At 64.9% G+C, this 22569-nt stretch carries 25 protein-coding genes and 1 pseudogene; 23 read left to right on the forward strand and 3 right to left on the reverse strand.

Annotation, left to right across the window (positions count from 1 at the left end):
• The first annotated feature begins 5 nt into the window (after nt 1-5).
• The 14 genes from rplF (at nt 6) to A3AS_RS0135860 (ending at nt 9937) form a co-directional block, all read left to right on the forward strand.
• A complete protein-coding gene (rplF, locus tag A3AS_RS0135795) occupies nt 6-539 on the forward strand; it encodes a 50S ribosomal protein L6 (RefSeq protein WP_018322270.1) in 534 nt (177 codons plus the stop codon).
• An 11-nt stretch (nt 540-550) separates the two neighbouring features.
• The gene (gene rplR / locus A3AS_RS0135800; RefSeq protein WP_007603036.1) at nt 551-913 is read left to right on the forward strand and encodes a 50S ribosomal protein L18; all 363 of its coding nucleotides are present in this window, start codon (nt 551-553) and stop codon (nt 911-913) included.
• A gap of 44 nt (nt 914-957) precedes the next feature.
• Nucleotides 958-1554 (forward strand): 30S ribosomal protein S5, encoded by a 597-nt coding sequence (gene rpsE / locus A3AS_RS0135805; RefSeq protein WP_018322271.1) that lies wholly within the window; start codon nt 958-960, stop codon nt 1552-1554.
• A 23-nt stretch (nt 1555-1577) separates the two neighbouring features.
• Nucleotides 1578-1772, forward strand: coding sequence for a 50S ribosomal protein L30 (rpmD, locus tag A3AS_RS0135810; RefSeq protein WP_018322272.1), 195 nt, complete (start codon nt 1578-1580; stop codon nt 1770-1772).
• Nucleotides 1773-1787: 15 nt separating this feature from the next.
• The gene (gene rplO, locus A3AS_RS0135815) at nt 1788-2273 is read left to right on the forward strand and encodes a 50S ribosomal protein L15 (RefSeq protein ID WP_018322273.1); all 486 of its coding nucleotides are present in this window, start codon (nt 1788-1790) and stop codon (nt 2271-2273) included.
• Nucleotides 2274-2423: 150 nt separating this feature from the next.
• Entirely contained in the window at nt 2424-3755 is a 1332-nt protein-coding gene (secY, locus tag A3AS_RS0135820) for a preprotein translocase subunit SecY (RefSeq protein WP_018322274.1), read from the forward strand.
• On the forward strand, nt 3752-4957 hold the full coding sequence (locus tag A3AS_RS0135825; protein WP_018322275.1) for a preprotein translocase subunit SecY: 1206 nt from the start codon (nt 3752-3754) through the stop codon (nt 4955-4957). The genes secY and A3AS_RS0135825 overlap by 4 nt, the downstream gene beginning before the upstream one ends.
• Nucleotides 4954-5862: an adenylate kinase gene (locus tag A3AS_RS0135830; protein ID WP_018322276.1), complete on the forward strand. Its 909-nt coding sequence runs from the start codon at nt 4954-4956 to the stop codon at nt 5860-5862. Before A3AS_RS0135825 ends, A3AS_RS0135830 begins: the two co-directional genes overlap by 4 nt.
• A 187-nt stretch (nt 5863-6049) precedes the next feature.
• A complete protein-coding gene (gene rpsM / locus A3AS_RS0135835) occupies nt 6050-6418 on the forward strand; it encodes a 30S ribosomal protein S13 (protein ID WP_008549231.1) in 369 nt (122 codons plus the stop codon).
• Nucleotides 6419-6540: 122 nt separating this feature from the next.
• Entirely contained in the window at nt 6541-6930 is a 390-nt protein-coding gene (gene rpsK / locus A3AS_RS0135840; RefSeq protein ID WP_007603045.1) for a 30S ribosomal protein S11, read from the forward strand.
• 112 nt (nt 6931-7042) lie between these two features.
• On the forward strand, nt 7043-8074 hold the full coding sequence (locus tag A3AS_RS0135845; protein WP_008136316.1) for a DNA-directed RNA polymerase subunit alpha: 1032 nt from the start codon (nt 7043-7045) through the stop codon (nt 8072-8074).
• Nucleotides 8075-8224: 150 nt separating this feature from the next.
• Nucleotides 8225-8641, forward strand: coding sequence for a 50S ribosomal protein L17 (gene rplQ, locus A3AS_RS0135850; RefSeq protein ID WP_018322277.1), 417 nt, complete (start codon nt 8225-8227; stop codon nt 8639-8641).
• 203 nt (nt 8642-8844) lie between these two features.
• A complete protein-coding gene (locus A3AS_RS0135855; RefSeq protein ID WP_018322278.1) occupies nt 8845-9633 on the forward strand; it encodes an SDR family NAD(P)-dependent oxidoreductase in 789 nt (262 codons plus the stop codon).
• 7 nt (nt 9634-9640) lie between these two features.
• Nucleotides 9641-9937: a DUF1330 domain-containing protein gene (locus A3AS_RS0135860; RefSeq protein ID WP_018322279.1), complete on the forward strand. Its 297-nt coding sequence runs from the start codon at nt 9641-9643 to the stop codon at nt 9935-9937.
• Nucleotides 9938-10040: 103 nt separating this feature from the next.
• Here the strand turns inward: A3AS_RS0135860 and A3AS_RS0135865 are convergent, their stop codons facing one another.
• Nucleotides 10041-11054: a zinc-binding alcohol dehydrogenase family protein gene (locus tag A3AS_RS0135865; RefSeq protein WP_018322280.1), complete on the reverse strand. Its 1014-nt coding sequence runs from the start codon at nt 11052-11054 to the stop codon at nt 10041-10043.
• Nucleotides 11055-11189: 135 nt separating this feature from the next.
• Between A3AS_RS0135865 and A3AS_RS0135870 the strand changes: the two genes are divergently transcribed.
• Nucleotides 11190-11567: a helix-turn-helix domain-containing protein gene (locus tag A3AS_RS0135870; protein ID WP_018322281.1), complete on the forward strand. Its 378-nt coding sequence runs from the start codon at nt 11190-11192 to the stop codon at nt 11565-11567.
• Nucleotides 11568-11740: 173 nt separating this feature from the next.
• Here the strand turns inward: A3AS_RS0135870 and A3AS_RS0135875 are convergent, their stop codons facing one another.
• Nucleotides 11741-13354 carry an OprO/OprP family phosphate-selective porin gene (locus tag A3AS_RS0135875; RefSeq protein ID WP_018322282.1) on the reverse strand — a complete coding sequence of 538 codons (1614 nt, stop codon included), beginning with the start codon at nt 13352-13354 and terminating at the stop codon, nt 11741-11743.
• Nucleotides 13355-13667: 313 nt separating this feature from the next.
• Here A3AS_RS0135875 and A3AS_RS0135880 point away from each other — a divergent pair, with 313 nt between their 5' ends.
• The 8 genes and pseudogenes from A3AS_RS0135880 to blaOXA all read left to right on the forward strand — a co-directional run bounded on the left by A3AS_RS0135880 (nt 13668) and on the right by blaOXA (nt 21693).
• Entirely contained in the window at nt 13668-15074 is a 1407-nt protein-coding gene (locus A3AS_RS0135880; protein WP_018322283.1) for a DegQ family serine endoprotease, read from the forward strand.
• The gene (locus A3AS_RS0135885; protein ID WP_018322284.1) at nt 15071-16405 is read left to right on the forward strand and encodes a replication-associated recombination protein A; all 1335 of its coding nucleotides are present in this window, start codon (nt 15071-15073) and stop codon (nt 16403-16405) included. The genes A3AS_RS0135880 and A3AS_RS0135885 overlap by 4 nt, the downstream gene beginning before the upstream one ends.
• A gap of 52 nt (nt 16406-16457) precedes the next feature.
• A complete protein-coding gene (locus A3AS_RS0135890) occupies nt 16458-17675 on the forward strand; it encodes an RluA family pseudouridine synthase (RefSeq protein ID WP_018322285.1) in 1218 nt (405 codons plus the stop codon).
• Nucleotides 17676-17715: 40 nt separating this feature from the next.
• Complete coding sequence (locus A3AS_RS0135895) at nt 17716-18015, forward strand: hypothetical protein (protein WP_018322286.1); 300 nt, start codon at nt 17716-17718, stop codon at nt 18013-18015.
• Between the two features lie 70 nt (nt 18016-18085).
• Nucleotides 18086-18880, forward strand: coding sequence for an ATP12 family chaperone protein (locus A3AS_RS0135900; protein ID WP_018322287.1), 795 nt, complete (start codon nt 18086-18088; stop codon nt 18878-18880).
• Nucleotides 18881-18936: 56 nt separating this feature from the next.
• On the forward strand, nt 18937-20538 hold the full coding sequence (locus A3AS_RS0135905) for a flagellar hook-length control protein FliK (protein ID WP_018322288.1): 1602 nt from the start codon (nt 18937-18939) through the stop codon (nt 20536-20538).
• Nucleotides 20535-20798 (forward strand): EscU/YscU/HrcU family type III secretion system export apparatus switch protein, encoded by a 264-nt coding sequence (locus A3AS_RS0135910; RefSeq protein ID WP_018322289.1) that lies wholly within the window; start codon nt 20535-20537, stop codon nt 20796-20798. The genes A3AS_RS0135905 and A3AS_RS0135910 overlap by 4 nt, the downstream gene beginning before the upstream one ends.
• A 76-nt stretch (nt 20799-20874) precedes the next feature.
• Nucleotides 20875-21693, forward strand: a pseudogene (blaOXA, locus tag A3AS_RS0135915) (class D beta-lactamase).
• Between the two features lie 273 nt (nt 21694-21966).
• Here the strand turns inward: blaOXA and A3AS_RS0135920 are convergent.
• Entirely contained in the window at nt 21967-22560 is a 594-nt protein-coding gene (locus tag A3AS_RS0135920; protein WP_018322290.1) for a hypothetical protein, read from the reverse strand.
• Nucleotides 22561-22569: the final 9 nt, after the last annotated feature.

Consider the following 22569-nt stretch of genomic DNA (forward strand, 5'->3'; position numbering starts at 1 on the left):
GATCCATGTCACGTGTTGGCAAAAGGCCTGTGGCGGTGCCGTCGGGCGTTACCGCGACCGTCGATGGGCAGACCGTCAAGATGAAGGGGCCGAAGGGCCAGCTTCAGTTCGTCGTTCATGACGACGTCGAGGTGAAGCTCGAGAGCGGCCAGATCAAGGTCAAGCCGCGGCTCGAGACCAATCGCGCGCGCGCGCTCTATGGTACCGCTCGCGCCCAGGTCGCGAATCTGGTCGAAGGCGTCACCAAGGGCTTCGAGAAGAAGCTCGAGATCACCGGCGTCGGTTACCGCGCCGCGATGCAGGGCAAGAACCTGCAGCTCGCGCTCGGCTACAGCCACGACGTGATCTACACGATCCCCGAGGGGATCACGATCACCGTGCCGAAGCCGACCGAGATCACGGTGGCGGGCAGCGACATCCAGCGCGTCGGCCAGGTTGCGGCCGAGATCCGCGGTTATCGCCCGCCGGAGCCCTACAAGGGCAAGGGCGTGAAGTATGTTGGCGAATTCATCTTCCGCAAGGAAGGCAAGAAGAAGTAACGGAGCCGGTCATGTCCAAAGCCAAGGTTACCAATGCCCGGCGCAAGCGGAGTGTGCGGCTGAAGCTGCGCCGCTCCGGTGGTGGTCGTCCGCGTCTGTCGGTGTTCCGCTCGTCCAAGCACATCTACGCCCAGGTCATCGACGACCTCAAGGGCGAGACGCTGGCCTCTGCCTCGTCGCTCGAGAAGTCGATGCGCGACGGCGGCAAGACCGGCGCCGACATCGATGCAGCGAAGGCGGTCGGCAAGCTGCTGGCCGAGCGCGCCGCCGAGAAGGGCGTCAAGGAAGTCGTGTTCGATCGCGGCAGCTACCTCTACCACGGGCGCGTCAAGGCTCTTGCCGACGCGGCGCGTGAGAGCGGGCTGAGCTTCTAACAGAATTTGAGGATTGAGGCGCAAGCCTCTGAAGGATTGGAAAAATGGCAGAACGCGAACAACGTGGTGGACGCGATCAACGCGGCGGCGGCGGACGTGAACGCAGGGAGCGCGAGGAGCGCGACAGCGAGTTCGTCGACAAGCTCGTCCACATCAACCGCGTGGCCAAGGTCGTCAAGGGCGGCAAGCGCTTCGGTTTCGCAGCGCTGGTCGTGATCGGCGACCAGAAGGGCCGCGCCGGCTTCGGTCACGGCAAGGCGCGCGAAGTGCCGGAAGCGATCCGCAAGGCCACCGAGTCCGCCAAGCGCAACCTGACCCGCGTCTCGCTGCGCGAGGGCCGCACGCTCCATCACGACATCGCCGGCCGTCACGGCGCGGGCCGTGTCTACCTGCGTGCAGCTCCCGCCGGTACCGGCATCATCGCCGGCGGCCCGATGCGCGCCGTGTTCGAAACGCTCGGCGTCCAGGACGTGGTCGCCAAGTCGATCGGTTCGTCGAACCCCTACAACATGGTTCGCGCGACCTTCGACGCGCTGAAGCATCAGGATTCGCCGCGTTCGGTCGCAGCCCGCCGCAACATCAAGGTGTCCACTCTGCAGTCCCGCCGTATCGGTGGTGATGCCGAGGCGGCCGCCGACTAACGGAAGCTCTGGAGTAGACTCCCATGGCCAAGGCCAGCAAGACGATCAAGCTCGAGCAGACCGGCAGCGCGATCCGCCGCCATCACTCGCAGCGCTCGACGCTGATCGGGCTCAAGCTCAACAAGATCGGTCGCACCAGCGAACTGCAGGACACCCCGGCGGTCCGTGGCATGATCGAGAAGGTTCACCATCTCGTCCGCATCGTCGACGAGAAGTAAATAAGGAGAAGGGCGATGAAGCTCAGCGATATCGCCGACAACGCCGGCTCGCGCAAGAAGCGCATGCGCGTCGGCCGTGGCATCGGTTCGGGCAAGGGCAAGCAGTCCGGCCGCGGCGGCAAGGGTCAGACCGCGCGTTCCGGCGTGCGCATCAAGGGTTTCGAAGGCGGCCAGATGCCGATGCATCGCCGTCTGCCCAAGCGCGGCTTCAACAACATCTTCCGTGTCGAGTTCGCCGAGATCAATCTCGACCGGCTCCAGGAAGCGGTCGACGCCAAGAAGATCGACGCCGGCAGCGTCGTGAACGTCGAGGCCCTGGTGAAGGGCGGCGTGCTGCGCCGCGCCAAGGCCGGCCTGCGGCTGCTCGGCCGTGGCGAGCTCAAGTCCAAGCTCAACATCGAAGTCCACGGCGCCACCAAGACCGCGATCGCCGCGGTCGAGAAGGCCGGCGGCTCGGTGAAGATCCTCGCCCCTGCCAAGGAAGAAGGCGAGGCGGCGTAACAACTGCGTCATTGGCCCGCGGCTAGCGGGCCTTTACGCGTGCGGGACGTGGACTTATCGAAGCCGAGCCCCAGATAATGTCCGGTGTCCGGTATAATGTAGCCCGGCCGCGGGCATGACGGCGCAATAGGCGGCGGGAGAAAGTCCAAGATGGCCTCTGCAGCGGAACAACTGGCAGCCAATCTCAATTTCGGTGCGTTTGCCAAGGCTGACGAACTGAAGAAGCGCATCTGGTTCACCCTGGGTGCGCTGCTCGTTTATCGGCTCGGGACCTACATCCCGCTCCCCGGCATCGATCCCAATATCTGGGAGCAGGTGTTCCGTTCCCAGGCGGGTGGCATCCTCGGCATGTTCAACATGTTCGCCGGCGGCGGCATCCACCGCATGGCGATCTTCGCGCTGAACATCATGCCGTATATCTCGGCCTCGATCATCATCCAGCTCCTCACCACCGTCTCGCCGCAACTCGAGGCGCTGAAGAAGGAAGGTGAGTCCGGCCGCAAGCTACTGAACCAGTACACCCGCTATCTCACGGTGATCCTGGCCGCGTTCCAGTCCTACGGCATCGCGGTAGGCCTCGAGGGCGCCGGCAACGTCGTCAGCGACCCCGGCCTGTTCTTCCGCCTGTCCACCGCGATCACGCTGACCGGCGGCACCATGTTCCTGATGTGGCTGGGCGAGCAGATCACCTCGCGCGGCATCGGCAACGGCATCTCGCTGATCATTCTCGCCGGTATCGTCGCCGAGCTGCCCGCCGCGCTCGCCAACATGCTCGAGCTCGGCCGTCAGGGCGCGATGTCGACCGGCCTGATCCTGGTCGTCATCATCATGGCGGTCGCCGTGATTGCCTTCATCGTGTTCATGGAGCGGGCGCAGCGCCGTCTCCTGATCCAGTATCCGAAGCGCCAGGTCGGCAACAAGATGTTCGAGGGCCAGTCCTCGCATCTGCCGCTCAAGCTCAACACCTCCGGCGTGATCCCGCCGATCTTCGCGTCCTCGCTGCTGCTGCTGCCGACGACGGTTGCGAACTTCAACGCGGGCAGCGGGCCGGAATGGTTCCAGTGGATCACGACCCAGCTCGGCCACGGCCGTCCGCTGTTCCTGATCATGTACCTGGCGCTGATCGTGTTCTTCGCCTTCTTCTACACCGCGATCGTGTTCAACCCGACCGAGACCGCGGACAATCTGAAGAAGCACGGCGGCTTCATTCCGGGCATCCGTCCCGGCGAGCGCACTGCGGAATATATCGACTACGTGCTCTCGCGTATCACCGTGCTTGGTGCGATTTATCTCGCGATCGTTTGCTTGATCCCGGAGATCCTGATCTCCTACGCCTCGGTGCCGTTCTACTTCGGCGGTACCTCACTTCTGATCGTGGTCAGCGTCACCATGGATACGGTGGCCCAGGTGCAGGGCTATCTGCTGGCGCACCAGTATGAAGGCCTGATCCGCAAGTCGAAGCTGCGCGGCCGCCGTAGATGAGCAGGGAGCTCGCGCGCCGAATCGCTTTCACGATCGGCGCGCTGCTCCTCTTCAGGCTCGGCACCCAGATTCCGGTCGCGGGTGTCGCGGTGCATGGCGGATTCGCGGCAAACAAAATCGCCCCGCTTTCGATCTTCTCGCTGTCCCTGTTTCCTTATCTGACTGCCGCAATTCTTGTTCAGCTCGTCGCTGTGGTGTGGCGAAGGCTGAGGGCGCTCGAACGATCGGGCGAGGCCGGTCGGCGCAAGCTGGCGCGTATCACCCTGATCCTGACGTTGCTCCTTGCTACGTTTCAGGCCTTTGGCATCGCCTCGACCATGCGGCAAATGCCGGGACTTGTCGTCCATCCCGGCGACTGGTTCGTCTTGAGCGCCACGGTCTCGCTTGTCGGCGGCGTGTTCGTTCTGATCTGGCTCAGTGAGCAGATCACGCGTCGCGGAATCGGCAATGGCCTCGCGCTCGTCCTAACCGTCAGCATCGTGGCTTCGCTGCCGTCCGATGTTGCGACCCTCCTCACCCAGCTGCGACGAGGAGCGATCTCCGGCAATGTTCTGGCGAGCAACGCGGTCTTCCTGATCGTGGTGGTCGCGCTGATCGTCTTCGTCGAGCGCGCGCGGCGTAACGTTCCGGTGCAGTTTGCCGCGCGCCGCGTCGGGGAGCGCTCGCTGCCTTCGCGTTTGGCGGTGCTGCCGCTCAAGATCAACAGCGCCGGTTACCTGTTGCCCGTGACCGTCGCGCCCTGGGCGATCTCGCTGCCAGTGATTTTTGCCGGCTTCATCTTCGGTGCCGATGACGGATCCTGGGTCGAAACCATCAGCGCGCATCTTCAGTTCGGCGAGAAGGCTCACATCGTTTTCGGATCGATCGCGGTATTCGCGCTGGCCTTCGTCTACACGGCCTTTGTCATCGATCCCGATCATGCCGCCGAATCGCTTGCCCGGCAGGGCGGCGTGATTCCCGGCGTCACGCCGGGCGAGGCAACAGCTAGCTATCTCGACCACGTGGTGTCGCTGACCACCGTGATCGGCGCCAGCTACCTGACTGCGCTTTCGTTGATTCCCGAGGTGTTCTTGGCCTACGGGAATGCGCTAGTTTATAAAATGGGTGGTGGTGCGGCGCTGATTGTGGTTTGCACTATTCTCGATCTTCAAACACAGGTGCGCGAGGTATCGCTCACCAATCCGGGGGGCGTACGCCGATGAGAATTATACTTCTGGGACCGCCGGGGTCGGGCAAGGGGACCCAGGCGCAGCTCTTGGTGCAGCGTTATGGCATCGTCCAGCTCTCGACCGGCGAGATGCTGCGTGCCGCGGTTGCGGCCGGTACGCCGGTCGGGCTGAAGGCCAAGGAGATCATGGCCAGTGGTGGTCTCGTACCCGACGAGGTCGTGGTCGGAATCATCTCGGATCGGATCGACCAGCCGGATGCCCGCAACGGCTTCATCCTCGACGGTTTCCCGCGCACCGTGCCGCAGGCCGAGGCGCTGGACGAGTTGCTCAAGCACAAGCACCTCAAGCTCGACGCCGTGATCGAGCTTCGCGTCAACGAGAGCGCGTTGCTGAATCGTGTCGAGACCCGCGTCGCCCAGATGCGTGAGCGCGGGGAGGAGGTCCGACTCGACGACACGCCGGAGGTCCTGACCAAGCGGTTAGCCAGCTACCGCAACCAGACGGAACCGCTGATTCACTACTATTCCGAGCGGCGGAAGCTTTCGACCATCGACGGTATGATGGCCATCGACGAGGTCACCCGCGCCATCCATCGCCAGCTCCTGGCGCTGGGGGCGGTCGAGCCCAAGACCCACGCCAAAAGCGCAGCCAAGGCGGGCCCGGCCAAGAAGGCCAAGGCGGGCAAGAGCAAGACGGCCCGGAAAACAGCCCAAAAACCGGCCAGAACGAACAAAAAACCCGCCAAATCGGCCAAAAAGGCCGCCAAGAGGGCGGTGAGGGGTCCTAAGAAGACGGCCAAGAGAGCCGGCAAGAAGGCCGCTGGGAAGACCGTCAAGAAAGCGGCGAAAAAGGCAGCCCAAAAGACCGCCAAGAAGGCTTTCAAAAAGGGTGCCAGAAAGGCCGCAAAAAAGGTCACGAAAAAGCGAGCTAAGCGCTAGCGGCGGTTGACGAAAGCCCCTGGAATCCCCTAATAAGCCCCGCATCCAAGTCGGATAGTTTCAAACGATGCCGGGCCCCAGGAAGACCAGGGGTGGGCGTCGTGTTCGCGTTTGTGAACACCTGCCCGAGAAACCAAGCACTTAAAGACCGATTCCTGACGAGGGATCGGCAACAGGAGAGAAGGCCGTGGCCCGTATTGCCGGCGTGAACATCCCGACCAACAAGCGCGTGCTGATCGCGCTCCAGTACATCCATGGCATCGGCCAGAAGATCGCCGGTGAGATCCTGGAGAAGGTGAAGATCCCCGTGGATCGTCGCGTCAATCAGCTGAGCGACGCCGAAGTGCTCCAGATCCGCGAAGTGATCGACCGCGACTATCTCGTCGAGGGCGACCTGCGTCGTGAGGTCGGCATCAACATCAAGCGTCTGATGGACCTCGGCTGCTATCGCGGCCTGCGTCATCGTCGCGGCCTGCCGGTGCGCGGCCAGCGCACCCACACCAATGCGCGCACGCGCAAGGGTCCGGCCAAGGCCATCGCCGGCAAGAAGAAGTAAGTTTTCGAATCCAATCGCGGCGTGTGGCGAACAGGGATGACCCGTTCGCCACGCGCCTTTCGTTCCACAGGTGTAGCCGCTGGCATTACGGCGGCGTTTGAGATCTTCAGGAAAGGTAATCTATGGGCAAGGAAGCCACCCGCGTTCGTCGTCGCGAGCGCAAGAACATCGCCTCCGGCGTCGCGCACGTGAACTCGTCGTTCAACAACACGACCATCACCATCACCGACGCGCAGGGCAACACGATTGCCTGGTCTTCCGCCGGCACGATGGGCTTCAAGGGCTCGCGCAAGTCGACCCCGTACGCCGCGCAGGTTGCCGCCGAGGACGTGTCCAAGAAGGCGCAGGAGCACGGCATGCGCACGCTGGAAGTCGAAGTCGCAGGTCCCGGTTCGGGCCGCGAGTCGGCACTCCGCGCGCTTCAGGCCGCAGGCTTTACCGTCACCTCGATCCGCGACGTGACCACGATCCCGCATAACGGTTGCCGTCCCCGCAAGCGTCGGCGCGTTTGATCCCGAGTTGCGGGCGCATTGGCGCCCGCAATGACTTTTCTAAGAAGCCGCGGGAATGATCTGCGGCCTTTCTCCAACGCCAGTATTTGAACTCTCAAATTGACTGGCCTGTATGGGTGAAACAGTGACGATCCAGAAAAATTGGCAAGAACTGATTCGACCGAACAAGCTCCAGGTCACGCCCGGCAGCGATTCGAACCGTTTCGCGACCATCGTCGCCGAGCCGCTCGAGCGCGGCTTCGGCCAGACGCTCGGCAACGCGCTGCGCCGCATCCTGCTCTCCTCGCTCCAGGGCGCGGCGGTGCAGTCGGTGCACATCGACGGCGTGCTGCACGAGTTCTCCTCGATCGCTGGCGTTCGTGAGGACGTCACCGACATCGTGCTCAACATCAAGGACATCTCGATCAAGATGCAGGGCGAAGGCCCCAAGCGCATGGTCGTGAAGAAGCAGGGCCCGGGCGTCGTCACCGCCGGCGACATCCAGACCGTCGGCGACGTCGTGGTGCTGAACCCGGATCTGCAGATCTGCACGCTCGACGAGGGCGCCGAGATCCGCATGGAGTTCACGGTCGCCACCGGCAAGGGCTACGTGCCCGCCGAGCGCAACCGCCCCGAGGACGCGCCGATCGGCCTGATCCCGGTCGACAGCCTTTACTCGCCGGTCCGCAAGGTCTCCTACAAGGTCGAGAACACCCGTGAGGGCCAGATCCTCGACTACGACAAGCTGACCATGACGATCGAGACCAACGGCGCGATCTCGCCGGATGATTCCGTGGCTTACGCCGCGCGCATCCTGCAGGATCAGCTCAACGTGTTCGTCAACTTCGAAGAGCCGCGCAAGGAAGTCGCCCAGGAGATCATCCCGGACCTCGCCTTCAACCCGGCCTTCCTCAAGAAGGTGGACGAGCTCGAGCTGTCGGTGCGTTCGGCCAACTGCTTGAAGAACGACAACATCGTCTACATCGGCGACCTCGTGCAGAAGAGCGAGGCGGAAATGCTCCGCACTCCGAACTTCGGCCGCAAGTCGCTGAACGAGATCAAGGAAGTGCTGGCCCAGATGGGTCTGCATCTCGGCATGGAAGTGCCGGGCTGGCCGCCGGAGAACATCGACGAGCTCGCCAAGCGCTTCGAGGATCATTACTGAGCGAGTTGGGAGTGGCGAATAGCGAATAGGGAAGATCATCCATTCGCTACTCGCCATTCGCTATTCGCGACCTAGGGCGAACGCAGGCAGCCCACCTGAGCAACATGTCCGACGAACCGTCGCGGCAGTTTTTACGTAAGGAATAGTCAAATGCGTCACGGCAAGGTTCATCGGAAGCTCAATCGCACTGCCGAGCATCGCCGCGCGATGTTCGCCAACATGTGCGCCGCGCTGATCAAGCACGAGCAGATCGTCACCACGCTGCCGAAGGCGAAGGAATTGCGTCCGATCGTCGAGAAACTCGTCACCCTCGGCAAGAAGGGCGGGCTGGCCATGCGCCGCCAGGCGATCTCCGAGATGCGCGACAAGGACCAGGTCAAGAAGCTGTTCGACGTGCTGGCGCCTCGCTACAAGGACCGCCAGGGCGGCTACACCCGCATCATCAAGGCCGGCTTCCGCTACGGCGACAATGCCGCGATGGCCGTGATCGAGTTCGTCGATCGCGACGTCGATGCCAAGGGCCAGGATTCCGGTCCGGTGCAGGAAAAGGAAGCCGAGGCGGCGTAAGCCGACCGGTATTGAATTCAGAGAGCGGCGCCTTCGGGCGCCGCTTTTTTGTTGGCCGTCGCCGATACCTTATCGGTGCTCGTCTCGTAGTCCCGGGTTTCGCCGTGGCGACGAGCCCGTGTCCTTCTCACGCGTGAGTGAGCGCCAATTGCGGTCTCATGTCGAGCGCCCGATATCTCCACCGACATCGATGGAGATGAGACATGAAGATCGACCTTTCTGGAAAGACCGCCCTCGTGACCGGCTCGACTGCCGGCATCGGCCACGCCATCGCCAGAGGCCTAGCAGCCTCCGGCGCCAGTGTCGTGATCAATGGGCGCGGCCAGGACAAGGTCGATGCCGCCGTGCGCAAGCTGGAAGGGACGGGCGCGAAGGTGCGCGGTATCGCTGCCGACGTCTCGACCGCAGCGGGCTGCAAGGCGCTCGTTGCGGCGCTGCCCGAGGTCGACATCCTCATCAACAATGCCGGCATCTTCGAGCCCAGGGATTTCTTCGAGATTCCGGACGAGGACTGGAGTCGTTTCTTCGAGGTCAATGTCATGAGCGGCGTGCGGCTGTCGCGGGCCTACCTGAAGGGCATGCTCAAGCGCAATTGGGGCCGCATCGTCTTCATCTCATCGGAGTCCGGGCTCAACATTCCCGTCGAGATGATCCACTACGGCATGACCAAGACGGCCCAGCTCTCGGTCGCGCGCGGTCTGGCGCAGCTCACCCGCGGCACCGGCGTCACCATCAATTCCGTGCTGCCGGGCCCGACCATGTCGGAGGGCGTCGAGACCTTTGTGAAGGATCTCGCCAAGCAGAACGGCCAGTCGGTCGACGAGGCTGCAGCCAATTTCGTCAAGCAGCATCGCCCGAGCTCGCTGCTGCAACGCTTCGCCAGCGTCGACGAGATCGCCAACATGGTGGTCTATGCCGCGTCGAAGGAGGCGTCGGCGACCAACGGTGCGGCGCTGCGGGCCGAGGGCGGCATCGTCAACACCATCGCCTGAGCCGCGCATGACAGCCTATGTGATTTCCGAAGTCGAGATGCGCGATCCCGAGGGGTTCGAAGCCTATCGTGTGCTTGCCGCAGAGACGATCGCGCAGTATGGCGGGCGTTACCTCGTCCGCGGCGGCAAGGCCGAGCTTGCCGAAGGCAACCTTCCAGCGAAGGCCATCGTCATCGTCGAATTCGCGTCGATGGCGCGGCTGAAGGAATGGTACGCCTCGCCGGAATATGCCGAGGCGCTGAAGCTGCGGCAGTCGGCGCTGGAGCGGCGGCTGCTGTTCGTCGAGGGCGCGGCGGAAGCGTAGCTGCGGTAGGGTGGGCAAAGCGTAGTGCCCACCACTCCTGTCCTCGTTGAGCGTTGGTGGGCACGGCGCAAGTGCGCCTTTGCCCACCCTACGAGACCTTCGCCTACCATCCCTCCAGCACGATCTTGCCGCGCGACTTGCCGCTCTCCAAGAGCGCATGCGCGCGCTTGAGGTTGGCGGCGTTGATCGTGCCAAAAGTCTGGTCGAGCGTGGTGCGCAGCACGCCTTTGTCGACGAGGTCGGCGACGTCGTTCAGCAAATGATGCTGCGCGATCATGTCTGATGTCTGGAACGAGGAGCGCGTGAACATCGATTCCCAGTGCACCGAGATCGCCTTGCCCTTGAACGTGCTCATGGTGAATTCAGGGGGGTCGTCGATCAGGCCGAACCGGCCCTGCGGGGCCATGAACTCGACGATCGCCTTGTAATGCTGATCGGTGAAGGTGAGGCTCGCCACCAGCGCGACCGGCGGCAGCTTCAATTTTTCGATCTGCTCCTTCATCGGCTTGCCGTGGTCGATCACCGCATGCGCGCCGAGATCGAGGCACCATTTCTGCGAGTCCGGACGCGTCGCGGTGGCGAGCACCGTGAGGCCGGTGAGGCGGCGCGCGAGCTGGATCAGGATCGAGCCGACGCCGCCGGCGCCGCCCGTGATCAGCAGCGTGCGCGGATCGACGCTCTTGCCGGGCACCGCGCCGAGCCGATCGAACAGCAATTCCCAGGCGGTGATGGAGGTGAGGGGAAGGGCAGCGGCTTGCGCGAACGACAGGCTCTTCGGCTTGTTGCCGACGATGCGCTCGTCGACCAGGTGGAATTCGGAATTGGTGCCCTGGCGCAGGATCGAGCCGGCGTAAAACACCTCGTCGCCCGGCTTGAACAGCGTGACTTCAGGCCCGACGGCGTCGACCACGCCTGCCGCGTCGTAGCCCAGGATCTTGGTCTCGCCCTCGGGCGGCGCTGCGCGCTTGCGTACCTTGTAATCGACCGGATTGGCCGAGATCGCCTTCACGGCGACGCGGATGTCGCGCCCTTTGGGCTCGGGTTTTGCGGTCTCGAAATCGATCAGCGCATCCTGATCCTCGATCGGGAGCGATTTCTTGTAGCCGACGGCCTTCATGGCTTGTCTCCATCAGATGGGGCGCAGCTTGGCATGGGAGCGCCTGACCTGCTAACTGTCGCGCTGGCTCCAATTTGGCAAGTACTGTAAATTCGGGGATATAGTCCCTGTTTGGATACTATTGGGAAAATACGCATGAAACGGCGCGATTTTGCCCGTCGCCCGGGCTGCTCGGTCGAGGCGACGCTGGATCTGATCGACGGCAAGTGGAAGGGCGTGATCCTCTACCATCTGCAGAGCGGCACCCAGCGTTTCGGCGAACTGCGCCGCCGGATGCCCGGCATCACCCAGCGCATGCTGACAAAGCAGCTGCGCGCGCTGGAGGAGGACAAGCTTGTCATCCGCAAGGTCTATGCCGAGGTGCCGCCGCGCGTCGAATATTGCCTCTCCGAGCTCGGCGAGAGCCTCAAGCCGGTGATCGACATCCTGAAGGCCTGGGGCGAGAGCCACCAGCAGCGGCTGTCCTGCGCACCGGCGCCGGTCGTGGTGAAGAAGCCGAAGCGCGCGGCGTGAGTTGGTCGTAAAGCTGGCGCCTCACTCTCGGTGTCATCCCCGCGAACGCGGGGATCCATAACCCCAGGAAGAAATTGTAGCGCGAGCGGCCAACTCTGAGACTTCGCCAAACTACTCCCTGTGGTTATGGGTCCCGGGTTCGCGCTTGCGCGCGCCCCGGGACGACAGCGAGTTTAGAACGCGAACTGCGTGCGCATCGCGACCGCATCGAACTTCGAGCCGACATCTGCGGTTGAGATCGGCGAGGCTTGCCTCGACACCGTGCCGTGCAGATAGTCGAGCATGAAGCGGACGTTGCCGTTGACGTACCAGTTGAGCGCCAGCGTATAGACGGTCTGCCGTCCGCCGGCGATGCCGGTCGCTGTGCCCAACTGATTGTTGAGGTCGACCGTCGAGAAGCGCCCCGCGATCTCCCACGCACCCCAGCCGCCGCCGTCGAGCGAGAACGGATTCGCCGGCTTGACGCCGCTATAGGCCGCGTTCGCCGCGTTGTAGCTGCGGCCTTCCCCCGTCAACACGTAGCCGGCTTGCGCGTAGCCGCCCTGGAATTTCAGGCTGGGTGCGCCGACCAGCGGCACGCCGGTGTTGGCGGTCCGGTCGACATTGTACCAGAAGTACTCGCCTTGAACGATGAGCGGGCCGTAGGTCGCCGCGGCTTCGATGCTGTAGACCTGCGCACCCGAGGCATTGGCGATCGCGCCGGTCGAGATCAGCGTGGTCGGGTCGAGACGCAATTCCGGACGATCGCTGAGCGTGACGGTCTGCGTATTGGCAATGAGATTGCGCGGCGGCTGGATCAGCCATTGGGCGTCGGCGCCGATATGCACCGAATAGTCCTTGCCGCTGATCGGGTTGCCGGCAATGCGCGCCACAGCGCCGTATTGCTCGCTCGTGCCTGCCGGTGCCGCGCTGGAAGCCGAGTGGATCGCGCCGGTCGATGGCCCCGTGACGTAGCCGCCGATCCAGAGCTGGTCGTTGTACCAGCGCGTACCGGCCGCGGAGCGGAAGTCGCCGGCGGCGATATTGGTCGCGATGATGCCGGCCGAGGCGCGCTCCATGAACATGATGTCGTTGGAGCTCGTGGCCTCATCGAGCGTGTAGGGCAGGTCCATGATGCCGGCTTCGATCGCCATCTTGCCGCCGAATGGCTTCAAGCCGGTGTAGCTGAGATAGGCGTTCTCGACGCCGGAGACGCCGCCGCCCGGCAGTGATCCAGGGGCCGTGCCGCCAAAACCGTCGGACGTGCCGCCGAAATCGTAGACCAGCGCGAAGTTCCAGTCGTTGAAGAATTTGCCGGTGACGCCGATGCGCGCGCGGCGGACGTTCTGGCCGCTGTCGAGCTTCTGCGGCACGGTCGCTGCCGTGTTGGGACGATAGTCATAGCCGCCGACATCCCAGTGCAGGCGGCTGGTGATGGCGACGCAATTGGCCTGGTCCGCGGTGCAGATGGTCGGCCGGTTGTTCGGCATGGTCACGACGACGCCGGATGCCGGTGCCGGGCCTTTGACCGGGATCGCCGCGTTCGCGTTGGCCACGGCGACCTTCGCCTCCGACCGCGCTTCGGCCTTGGCCTCTGCCTTTGCTTCGGCTTTGGCTTTTGCCGTGGCCGCCGTGTTCGCCGCGGTCTGGCTCTGGAGCTTGTCGAGCTTCTGCTCCAGCATCTTCAGCTGCTGCTTGAGCAGCGCGATCTCCTGCTCGCTGCTGCTTGCTGATTGGGCCTGGGCCTGCGAGGCCGCCAACGCTCCGGCGAGGCCAATCGCCGTGGCTGCAATCCTTGTCCTGCTCACGTCATGACTCCATGGTTTGACCAATTCCCCAAGTCGTAGGCGGTGAGGCTAGGAACGATTGATGACTGCCCCGCGACGACGCGCATCGGTTGCCTGGTTCCCGGTGATGTAAATTCGCCGCAACCGAATCCACCGCGAGCAAGGATGCAAGATGATGCGTGTCATGCCAATCCGCGGGGCAAGACAAATCGCCGTTCCGCACGCTTGGCTTGCAGGCCGTAGACGTCAGACCGAGGCCGAATATTGCCGCCCGGCGCCCTTCTATTGGGGGACGAACGCGCCTATATTCCGGCGTCTTTTCCAAGAGGTAGGAATGTTTCGATCGATCCGGACCGCCGTCGTCACGGCATTGTGCATAGGCTTTTCCGCCCACTTCAACCCGGCTGCTGCGCAGGACCGTCGGGTCCCGTCATCGCCGGCCGAGCTGCGGCTGTCCTATGCGCCGATCGTGCAGCGGGTGCAGCCGGCCGTGGTCAACGTCTATGCCGCCAAGGTGGTGCAGAACCGCAACCCGCTGCTGGACGATCCGATCTTCCGCCGCTTCTTCGGCGTGCCGGGCCAACAGCCCGAGCAGATGCAGCGCTCGCTCGGCTCCGGCGTCATCGTCGATGCGTCCGGCCTCGTCGTCACCAACGTCCACGTCATCGAGGGCGCGGACCAGGTCAAGGTGTCGCTGTCGGACAAGCGCGAGTTCGAGGCGGAGATCCTGCTGAAGGATACGCGCACCGATCTTGCCGTGCTGCGCCTGAAGGACACCAAGGAGAAATTCCCGACCCTCGATTTCACCAATTCCGACGAATTGCTGGTCGGCGACGTCGTGCTCGCGATCGGCAATCCCTTCGGCGTCGGCCAGACCGTGACTCACGGCATCATCTCGGCGCTGGCGCGCACGCAGGTCGGCATCACCGACTATCAGTTCTTCATCCAGACCGATGCGGCGATCAATCCCGGTAATTCCGGCGGCGCGCTGGTCGACATGGCCGGCAAGCTGGCGGGCATCAACACCGCGATCTATTCGCGCTCCGGCGGCTCGCAAGGCATCGGTTTCGCGATCCCTGCCAACATGGTGCGTGTCGTCGTCGCCTCCGCCAAGAGCGGCGGCAAGGCGGTGAAGCGTCCCTGGCTCGGGGCAAAATTGCAGGCGGTGACGCCCGAGATCGCCGAGAGCCTCGGCCTGCGTTCGCCGACCGGCGCGCTGGTCGCGAGCGTGGTGTCGAACGGCCCCGCCGCGAAGGCCGGCCTGAAGTCCTCCGATCTCATCACTGGGATCGATGGCCAGACCGTAGATGATCCCAACGCCTTCGACTATCGCTTCGCCACTCGTCCGCTCGGCGGCAGCGCGCAGATCGACGTGCAGCGCAGCGGCAAGCCGCTCAAGCTGACGGTGGCGCTGGAGACCGCGCCCGATACGGGACGTAACGAGCTCGTCGTCACCGCGCGTTCGCCGTTCCAGGGCGCGAAGGTCTCGACCATCACGCCGGCGGTCGCCGACGAGCTGCATCTTGACGCCGACACCGAGGGTGTCGTGATCACCGATCTCGGCGGCGACAGTGCGGCCGCAAATGTCGGCTTCCAGAAGGGCGATATCATTCTGGCGGTCAACAACCAGAAGATCAGCAGGACCGGCGACCTCGAAAAGGCGGCCGGAGAGCGCCCGCGGATCTGGCGTATCACGCTGGTGCGCGGCGGCCAGCAGATCAACGTCACGCTGGGCGGATGAGTCCGAAGCGACCACAAACGCCAACGCTCTTTGCCGCGGCGGGGCTCGACCACGACGCTCCGCATCCGCTGCCGGACCGGTTGCGCCCGCGCGCGCTGTCGGAGGTCGTGGGCCAGGACCACATCCTCGGTCCCGACGGGGCGCTGACGCGCATGCTGGAGACGCGCACGCTGGGATCGCTGGTGTTCTGGGGCCCGCCCGGCACCGGCAAGACCACGGTGGCGCGGCTGCTGGCGGATGCGACCGACCTGCATTTCGAGCAGATCTCCGCGGTGTTCTCCGGCGTCGCCGATCTGAAGAAAGCCTTCGACGCCGCGCGCGCCCGCCGCGAGATGGGCAAGGGCACGCTGCTGTTCGTCGACGAGGTGCATCGCTTCAACCGCGCCCAGCAGGATTCGTTTCTGCCCGTGATGGAAGACGGCACCGTGGTGATGGTCGGCGCCACCACGGAGAATCCGTCCTTCGAGCTCAACGCGGCGTTGCTCTCTCGTGCGCGCGTCTTGGTGTTTCGCTCGCTCGATGCCGCCGCGATCGAAAAACTGTTTGCGCATGCCGAGGAGGTCGAAGGTCGCAAGCTGCCGCTCGATGCGGAAGCGCGCGCCGTGCTGGTGCGCATGGCCGATGGCGATGGCCGCGCCTCGCTGACGCTCGCCGAAGAGGTCTGGCGTTCGGCGCGGGCGGACGAGATCTTCAATGCCGCGCAGTTGCAGGAGATTTTGCAGCGCCGCGCGCCGATCTACGACAAATCGGCCGATGGCCATTACAATTTGATCTCGGCGCTGCATAAGTCCGTGCGCGGCTCCGATCCCGACGCCGCGCTGTATTACCTCGCGCGCATGCTCGATGCCGGTGAGGATCCGCTGTTCCTGGCCCGCCGCGTCGTGCGCATGGCGGTGGAGGACATCGGCCTTGCCGATCCGCAGGCCCTCGTCATCGCCAATGCGGCCAAGGACGCGTTCGACTTCCTCGGCCATCCCGAAGGCGAACTCGCCATCGCGCAGGCCGTCGTCTATCTCGCCACCGCGCCGAAATCGAATGCGGTCTACACCGCCTTCGGCACGGCGATGCAGGTCGCCAAGCAGGCCGGCTCGCTGCTGCCGCCAAAGCACATCCTCAATTCGCCGACCAAGCTGATGAAGTCCGAAGGCTACGGCGCATCTTACGAATACGACCACGACGCCCCCGACGCCTTCTCCGGGCAGGACTACTTCCCGGAAGCCCTGGGTCGCCAAACGTTCTACGACCCGCCCGAGCGCGGCTTCGAGCGCGAGATCAGGAAGCGGCTGGATTACTGGGCCAAGCTGAGGAAGGAGCGGGGCGGCCCGCGCTAAAAACGGCCATTTCGCCGTGACGGGACCCGGCTTTTAGGGTACGCAGGCAACCATGAGCCGCCGCATCAAGAGAATGAACCCGAAGCCCCGTTCGCGTGACGAGCGCGACGATTCTCGCCCGTTCAAGGCACGTAGCGCGTCTAAGGCTGGACCCCGGCCGGGTGGCAAGCCCGGCGGCAGCAAGCCGCCGCGCTTTGCCGGCGAGCGCGCCGAGCGGCGCGCGCCGAAAGCCGAGCTGGAAAGGGCCGCGCCCGAAAAGCCCGTCGAGGCGCTGTTGCCGACCAAGGTGCAGACCGTCAAGGTGACCGCCGACGAGAACAACATGCGCGTCGATCGTTTCCTCGAGGCGCGCTTTCCCGGCCTGTCGTTCTCCCACATCCAGCGTGTCGTCCGCAAAGGCGAGCTGCGCGTCGACGGCAAGCGCGTCGACAGCAAGGACCGCCTGGAGGAGGGCCAGAGCGTCCGCATTCCGCCGCTCAAGCTCGACACGCCGAAGGGCATCGGCGAGCTCTCGGAAGCCGCCCAGAAGACCCTCAAGGCGCTGAAGGAGATGACGATCTTTGAGGACGACGACGTCCTTGTCCTGAACAAGCCGGCCGGCCTTGCCGTGCAGGGCGGCTCGGGCATGACGCGGCACATCGACCAGATGCTGGAGGTGATGCGCGATTCCAAGGGCCAGAAGCCACGCCTGGTGCATCGTATCGACCGGGAGACGTCAGGCTGTCTGCTGGTTGCCAAGACGCGGTTTGCCGCTTCGCATCTGACCGGCGCGTTCCGCTCGCGCTCGGCGCGAAAGGTCTATTGGGCGCTGGTGCCGGGCCTGCCGAAGCCGAAGCAGGGCCGCATCTCGACCTTCCTCGCCAAGGAGGAGAGCGAGGACGACACCATCATGCGCATCGCCCAGCATGGCGACGAGGGCGCCAGCCACGCGGTGACATATTACGCGGTGGTCGAGACCGCCGGCAACAAGCTGACCTGGGTGTCGCTGAAGCCGGTGACGGGACGCACCCATCAGCTGCGCGCCCACATGGCCCATATCGGCCATCCCATCGTCGGCGATCCCAAATATTTCAACATCGAGAACTGGCAGCTGCCGGGCGGCCTGCAAAACCGGCTGCATCTGCTCGCGCGCCGCATCGTCATTCCGCATCCCCGCGGCGGCGTGATCGACGCCACCGCGCCATTGCCGCCGCACATGCAGCAGTCGTGGAATCTGCTCGGGCTGGATGCAAGCCGGTTTGATCCAATCGAGAACGCGCCTGAAGAATAGCCGGGTTGAACGGGGGTGGTAGACCCACGACATATCCTCCATGACACGGCTCTCGATCTATCTTGTGCTGTTGGCCGCGCTATGTGTGGGGCAGGCCACCCACGCGCAATACGTGCTGCCGGACGCTTCACGGCTCGCCCCACCGCTGCCTCAGCCGCCACCGCCGCCGAAGATCGAGGTGCCGCAGGTTCCGCAAGTCGACGCGCCGCCGCGCTACAACTACCAGCCGCTTCCGCGTAACTCGTTCAGCGATCGTGTCACAAAGTGCCTCGACGCCGCCGCAGCTGCGGGACTGGGCCCAGCCGATCGCGGCACTTACTCACGCGCTTGCGCGAACTAGCAGCACTCATGGTCGTGGCCAAGTCATGACGAGACAGATAATCTGACCGACGACAGGGACCGAAGAAACGATGCGCGAATTGTTCGAAGAAGCAGCAGGGCAACCCCCGCCTGACCCGCGGGAATCGGCGCGCGCGTCCGCGCGCCCGCCGCAGCGCAAGCGCTTCTACAAGGAGGCGAGCGCGACCGAAGCCGAAGGCGGTTTCGCCATCACGCTCGACGGCAAGCCGATCCGCACGCCCTCCGGCCGCCAGGTGGTGATTCCGTCGCGCGCGCTCGCCGATGCCGTGGCCGCGGAATGGGCGGCTCAGGGCGAGAGCATCGACCCCATGACCATGCCGCTGACGCGGATCGCCAACAGCGTGGTCGAGGGCGTTGTCGATCGCGTCGAGCTCGTCAGCGACGACCTTGCGAAATATTTCGAGTCCGACTTGCTGTTCTATCGTGCCGGCCATCCCGAAGGGCTGGTCGCCCGCGAGGCCGCGCATTGGGATCCCGTGCTGTTCTGGGCCGCGGACACGCTGGGCGCGCATTTCATCCTGTCCGAGGGCGTCATGCATGTGAAGCAGCCCGATGAGGCGGTCGAGGCCGCGCGCGCCGCGCTGCCGGGGGACGCCTGGTCGGTCGCCGCACTCCACGTGGTGACGACCCTGACCGGCTCGGCGCTGCTGGCGCTGGCGCTGGCGCATGGGGCACGCGATGCCGGCCAGGTCTGGGCCGCCGCCCATGTCGATGAGGACTGGAACATCGACCAATGGGGCGTGGACGAGGAGGCCGCCAGCCGTCGGGCCACCCGTCTCAGGGATTTCGAGGCCGCCGTAGCGGTTCTGGCGGCGGCAAAGGCGTCCGCAGCCGAAGGTCCTTAACGAGAGGTTTACGACGGTGGCCTTAGGGTGTGGCCAGCGCTCCATGGGCCCCTGAGATGCCGACGCCGGTCACTTCCATCCTCCCCGTCAGTGCCGCCAGCCCCGTTGCTGATGCGACGACGCCGGACCTCGTGCTGCAGGCCGGCAGCGTCGTCGATGCCAGGGTCGTCAGCGTGATGGCCGACAATCTGGTGCGGATCGCGATCGCCAACCTCTCGATGGACGTGATGTCGGAGGTGGCGCTGACGCCCGGGCAGAATCTCCAGCTGGCGGTCTCGCAGAACGACGGCACCATCAGGCTCTCCGTGATCAACGGGGCAGGCGAGGCCACTGCCGATCAGATCACGCTGACGCCGCGTGCGGCTTCGCTGGTGGAAAGCCCGCCGCTGGCGCCGTCCGCGGCCGCGACACGCAACATGCTGACGCCATTGGAGCAGGCCGCTGTCACCGCGGCCTCGGCCGAGGCCGCCACAAAACAGGGCAGCCAGGCACCGCTGTTCGCCAATCTGGCGTCCGTGGTCACCGGCAGCAATCTGCCTGCGGGCTTGAAGCAGGCAGTGCTGGACGTGCTGGCGCAGCAGACGCCGCTCAGTCCCGGGCTCGATGGCGCCGATGTCGAAACCGCGTTCCAGAAATCCGGCTTGTTCTTCGAGGCTTCGCTGGCCGCCGGCGCGAGGCCGCCCGCCGGAACGACGCCCGACCTGAAGGCGGCGCTGCTGGTGCTGCGCCAGACGCTGACCACGCTCGAAACCGCCGCGCCACAGGGCGCTGCAACTCCCGCTGCGACGACAGAGACACCGCAGGTCGCCACTGCGCCTGCTCAGGCCGCAGGTGAGGCCGCGCAGTCCGCGTCCGCTTCCGGCCCCGAGATCGCGCAGACGCCGCGCAACGCCAATCTCGCGGCCGCCGTGCTCGCGGACGTCGTCGGAAACGCTCAGCAAGCCGCGATGCCGCGCACCATGTCCGCGGGGCTTGCCGCGAGCCTCCTGCAGGAGGTCACGGAAAACCTGCCGCGCCTGACCGGCAACGTGCCCGGCTCGAACAAAGCCGTGCCCGACGGCCACATCTTCGAAGCAGCCGCACGTGCGACGCCACCGCCGTTCCGTGGTGCATTGCCCTCGCCGCAGGCGATTGCCTCGCCCTCGCTCGCGCCGGACACGCCGTTGTCCGCAACCGTGCATCGCCTGCTCGACGACACCGATGCCGCCATCGCGCGGCAGACATTGTTGCAGGTCGCTTCGCTCCCGGATCGCACCGACGCCTCTGGCCACCGCATCGACCCGGCAATGCCGCAGTGGAATTTCGAGATTCCCTTTGCAACGCCGCAGGGCACCGCGATGGCGCAGTTCGAAATCTCGCGCGATGGCGCTGGCGAATCCGCCGATGCCGCCAAGCGCGCCTGGCGCGCGCGCTTCTCGCTCAACGTCGAGCCGGCCGGCCCCGTGCACGCGCTGATCACGCTGAACGGCGACAAGACTTTCGTGCGGATGTGGGCGGAGCGGCCGGCGACGGTGCAGCAGCTGCGCGCCGGCATCGGCGAGCTCAATCAGGCGCTGACGCGGGCCGAGCTCAAGCCCGGCGACATTCTGGTTCGCGAGGGCACGCCGCCGCAGCCGGCACCGGCCCGCGCCGGCCACTTCCTGGATCGGGCGACATGAGCGACCCATCCAAGCTCGCCATCGCGCTGCATTACGAAAAAGGTACCAACGCGCCCGTGGTCGTCGCCAAGGGCAAGGGCACGATCGGCGAGAAGATCGTCGAGATCGCCAGGGCTCACGACATCCCGATCGAGGAGAACGAGGTTTTGGCCGGCGCGCTGTCCAAGGTCGAGCTCGGCGAGGAGATCCCGCCGGACCTTTACAAGGCTGTCGCCGAAGTGCTGGTATTCGTGCTGCGGCTGTCGGGCCGGGGGCGGTAGAGCATGATCTGTCATCGTTTCACCATGGAGCGGCGGCATGGTCGCGATCACTTTCATCGTTTGACGGACATCGCTCTTGCTCACCCGCCGCTCCACTCTCGGCCTTCTCGCCGCATCTGCCATCCTGCCATCGCGCGCGCTCGCCCATGTCGCGCCGCCGCGCAACGAGATCCGCGATAGCCTCGCAAAGCGCTTCACCGACCTCGGTACATCAGGCACCTTCGTCGGCTACAAGGTCGAGGACTACCTGGTCGTCGCCAGCGACAAGGAGCGCTCGGGCGAAGGCAAGCTGCCGGCCTCGACCTTCAAGATCCCGAACTCGCTGATCGCGCTGGAGACGGGCGTCGTCACTGACCCCGACAAGGACGTGTTTCCCTGGGATGGCGTGAAGCGTCCGATCGAGGCCTGGAACAAGGATCACACGCTGCGTAGCGCGATCGCCGTGAGCGCAGTGCCGGTCTATCAGGAGATCGCCCGCCGCATTGGCTAGGAGCGAATGCAAAAGTATGTCGACGAGTTCGACTACGGTAACCGCGACATCGGCGGCGGCATCGACCAGTTCTGGCTGACCGGGAATTTACGCATCGACCCGGTCGAGCAGATCGATTTCGTCGACCGGCTGCGGCGCCGCGCGCTGCCGATCAGCAAGCGCAGCCAGGATCTGGTCGCCGACATCCTGCCGGTGACCAAGGTCGGCGACAGCGTCATTCGCGCCAAGTCCGGATTGCTGGGGGCCGAACGCGGCGAGCCGTCGCTCGGCTGGATGGTGGGCTGGGCGGAAAAGGGCGAGACGCACACCGTGTTCGCGCTCAACATGGATTGCAAGGAGCCGCGACTCGTCGGCGAGCGCATGACACTGACGCAAGCCTGCCTTACCGAGATCGGCGCGATCTAGCCTGTGAGTGGTGCAATCGTTCTGTCGAGCGCAGCCGCCCTAGGGTGGGCAAAGGCGCGTAGCGCCGTGCCCACGATCTTTATGCCGTAAGCGACGATTCGTGGGCACGCTACGCTTTGCCCACCCTACGGCACCGGTGCAGGCCGAGATGCCTCTCACCCCAACTTGAACAACACCTGCAAAAACTCCTCCACCGCCTTGCGCGACTCGGCGGCCGTCTTCGGATTGCCGCCGACATGCGGGTTGAGCTCGACGTAGCCAGGGGCGACCGCCTCAGGCGGTGTCGCTCTTCTTCGCCGTCAGCGCCTGGTCGATCGCAAAGCCGCCGATCTCGCTCATCGCCTGCGAGATCACGTCGCCCTTGCGGGCAAACCCTGCGGAGAGGAAATCGAACTGCGTCCGCGCCAGCCGCAGCACCTCGATCGGCACGGAGACCGCGGTCGCGTTGAAGCTGTCGACTGAGGCGCGCAAGCTGTCCAGCTCGGTCGTGAGCTTGCCGATATGGCTCTCGGCATTCTGCATCACGCCGATCAGCTTGCCGCGCTCGGCATCGAAGGCGGTGCGCTCGGCGGCGGCTGCCGCGGTGACCTCGGCAAGCTGTGCCCGCAGCACCTCGATCTGGCCGACCATGGCATCGGAGGCGAGATCGGCGGCCTCGCGCAGCTCGGCGTTACGCGTGCTCGCATCCAGCTGCTCATGATAGAGCCGCTCGGCCGACATGGCGCGCTGCGCCAGCGACTCGATCAGGCTTGCGGCGCGCAGCAGCATCTCGCCGTTCCGCCCCGACACCATGCTGGCCATCCGCCGCAGGAAGTCGATGATTTGGGACGACGAGTTCGGCGGCAGGGGGACGACCGTCGCGGACATCTCAGTGAT

This window comes from Bradyrhizobium sp. WSM2793, assembly GCF_000379585.1.
GTDB lineage: Bacteria > Pseudomonadota > Alphaproteobacteria > Rhizobiales > Xanthobacteraceae > Bradyrhizobium.

Bases quoted from the DNA above. Each gene is read 5' to 3' on its own strand.
- A3AS_RS0135890 (WP_018322285.1), top strand. From the start codon at position 16,458: ATGAGCCGCCGCATCAAGAGAATGAACCCGAAGCCCCGTTCGCGTGAC.
- rplF (WP_018322270.1), top strand. From the start codon at position 6: ATGTCACGTGTTGGCAAAAGGCCTGTGGCGGTGCCGTCGGGCGTTACC.
- rpsE (WP_018322271.1), top strand. From the start codon at position 958: ATGGCAGAACGCGAACAACGTGGTGGACGCGATCAACGCGGCGGCGGC.
- rpmD (WP_018322272.1), top strand. From the start codon at position 1,578: ATGGCCAAGGCCAGCAAGACGATCAAGCTCGAGCAGACCGGCAGCGCG.
- A3AS_RS0135920 (WP_018322290.1), bottom strand. From the start codon at position 22,560: ATGTCCGCGACGGTCGTCCCCCTGCCGCCGAACTCGTCGTCCCAAATC.
- A3AS_RS0135880 (WP_018322283.1), top strand. From the start codon at position 13,668: ATGTTTCGATCGATCCGGACCGCCGTCGTCACGGCATTGTGCATAGGC.
- A3AS_RS0135895 (WP_018322286.1), top strand. From the start codon at position 17,716: ATGACACGGCTCTCGATCTATCTTGTGCTGTTGGCCGCGCTATGTGTG.
- rplR (WP_007603036.1), top strand. From the start codon at position 551: ATGTCCAAAGCCAAGGTTACCAATGCCCGGCGCAAGCGGAGTGTGCGG.
- A3AS_RS0135885 (WP_018322284.1), top strand. From the start codon at position 15,071: ATGAGTCCGAAGCGACCACAAACGCCAACGCTCTTTGCCGCGGCGGGG.
- A3AS_RS0135900 (WP_018322287.1), top strand. From the start codon at position 18,086: ATGCGCGAATTGTTCGAAGAAGCAGCAGGGCAACCCCCGCCTGACCCG.
- rplO (WP_018322273.1), top strand. From the start codon at position 1,788: ATGAAGCTCAGCGATATCGCCGACAACGCCGGCTCGCGCAAGAAGCGC.
- secY (WP_018322274.1), top strand. From the start codon at position 2,424: ATGGCCTCTGCAGCGGAACAACTGGCAGCCAATCTCAATTTCGGTGCG.
- A3AS_RS0135825 (WP_018322275.1), top strand. From the start codon at position 3,752: ATGAGCAGGGAGCTCGCGCGCCGAATCGCTTTCACGATCGGCGCGCTG.
- A3AS_RS0135845 (WP_008136316.1), top strand. From the start codon at position 7,043: ATGGGTGAAACAGTGACGATCCAGAAAAATTGGCAAGAACTGATTCGA.
- A3AS_RS0135860 (WP_018322279.1), top strand. From the start codon at position 9,641: ATGACAGCCTATGTGATTTCCGAAGTCGAGATGCGCGATCCCGAGGGG.
- A3AS_RS0135865 (WP_018322280.1), bottom strand. From the start codon at position 11,054: ATGAAGGCCGTCGGCTACAAGAAATCGCTCCCGATCGAGGATCAGGAT.
- rpsK (WP_007603045.1), top strand. From the start codon at position 6,541: ATGGGCAAGGAAGCCACCCGCGTTCGTCGTCGCGAGCGCAAGAACATC.
- A3AS_RS0135910 (WP_018322289.1), top strand. From the start codon at position 20,535: ATGAGCGACCCATCCAAGCTCGCCATCGCGCTGCATTACGAAAAAGGT.
- A3AS_RS0135905 (WP_018322288.1), top strand. From the start codon at position 18,937: ATGCCGACGCCGGTCACTTCCATCCTCCCCGTCAGTGCCGCCAGCCCC.
- A3AS_RS0135855 (WP_018322278.1), top strand. From the start codon at position 8,845: ATGAAGATCGACCTTTCTGGAAAGACCGCCCTCGTGACCGGCTCGACT.
- rplQ (WP_018322277.1), top strand. From the start codon at position 8,225: ATGCGTCACGGCAAGGTTCATCGGAAGCTCAATCGCACTGCCGAGCAT.
- A3AS_RS0135830 (WP_018322276.1), top strand. From the start codon at position 4,954: ATGAGAATTATACTTCTGGGACCGCCGGGGTCGGGCAAGGGGACCCAG.
- A3AS_RS0135870 (WP_018322281.1), top strand. From the start codon at position 11,190: ATGAAACGGCGCGATTTTGCCCGTCGCCCGGGCTGCTCGGTCGAGGCG.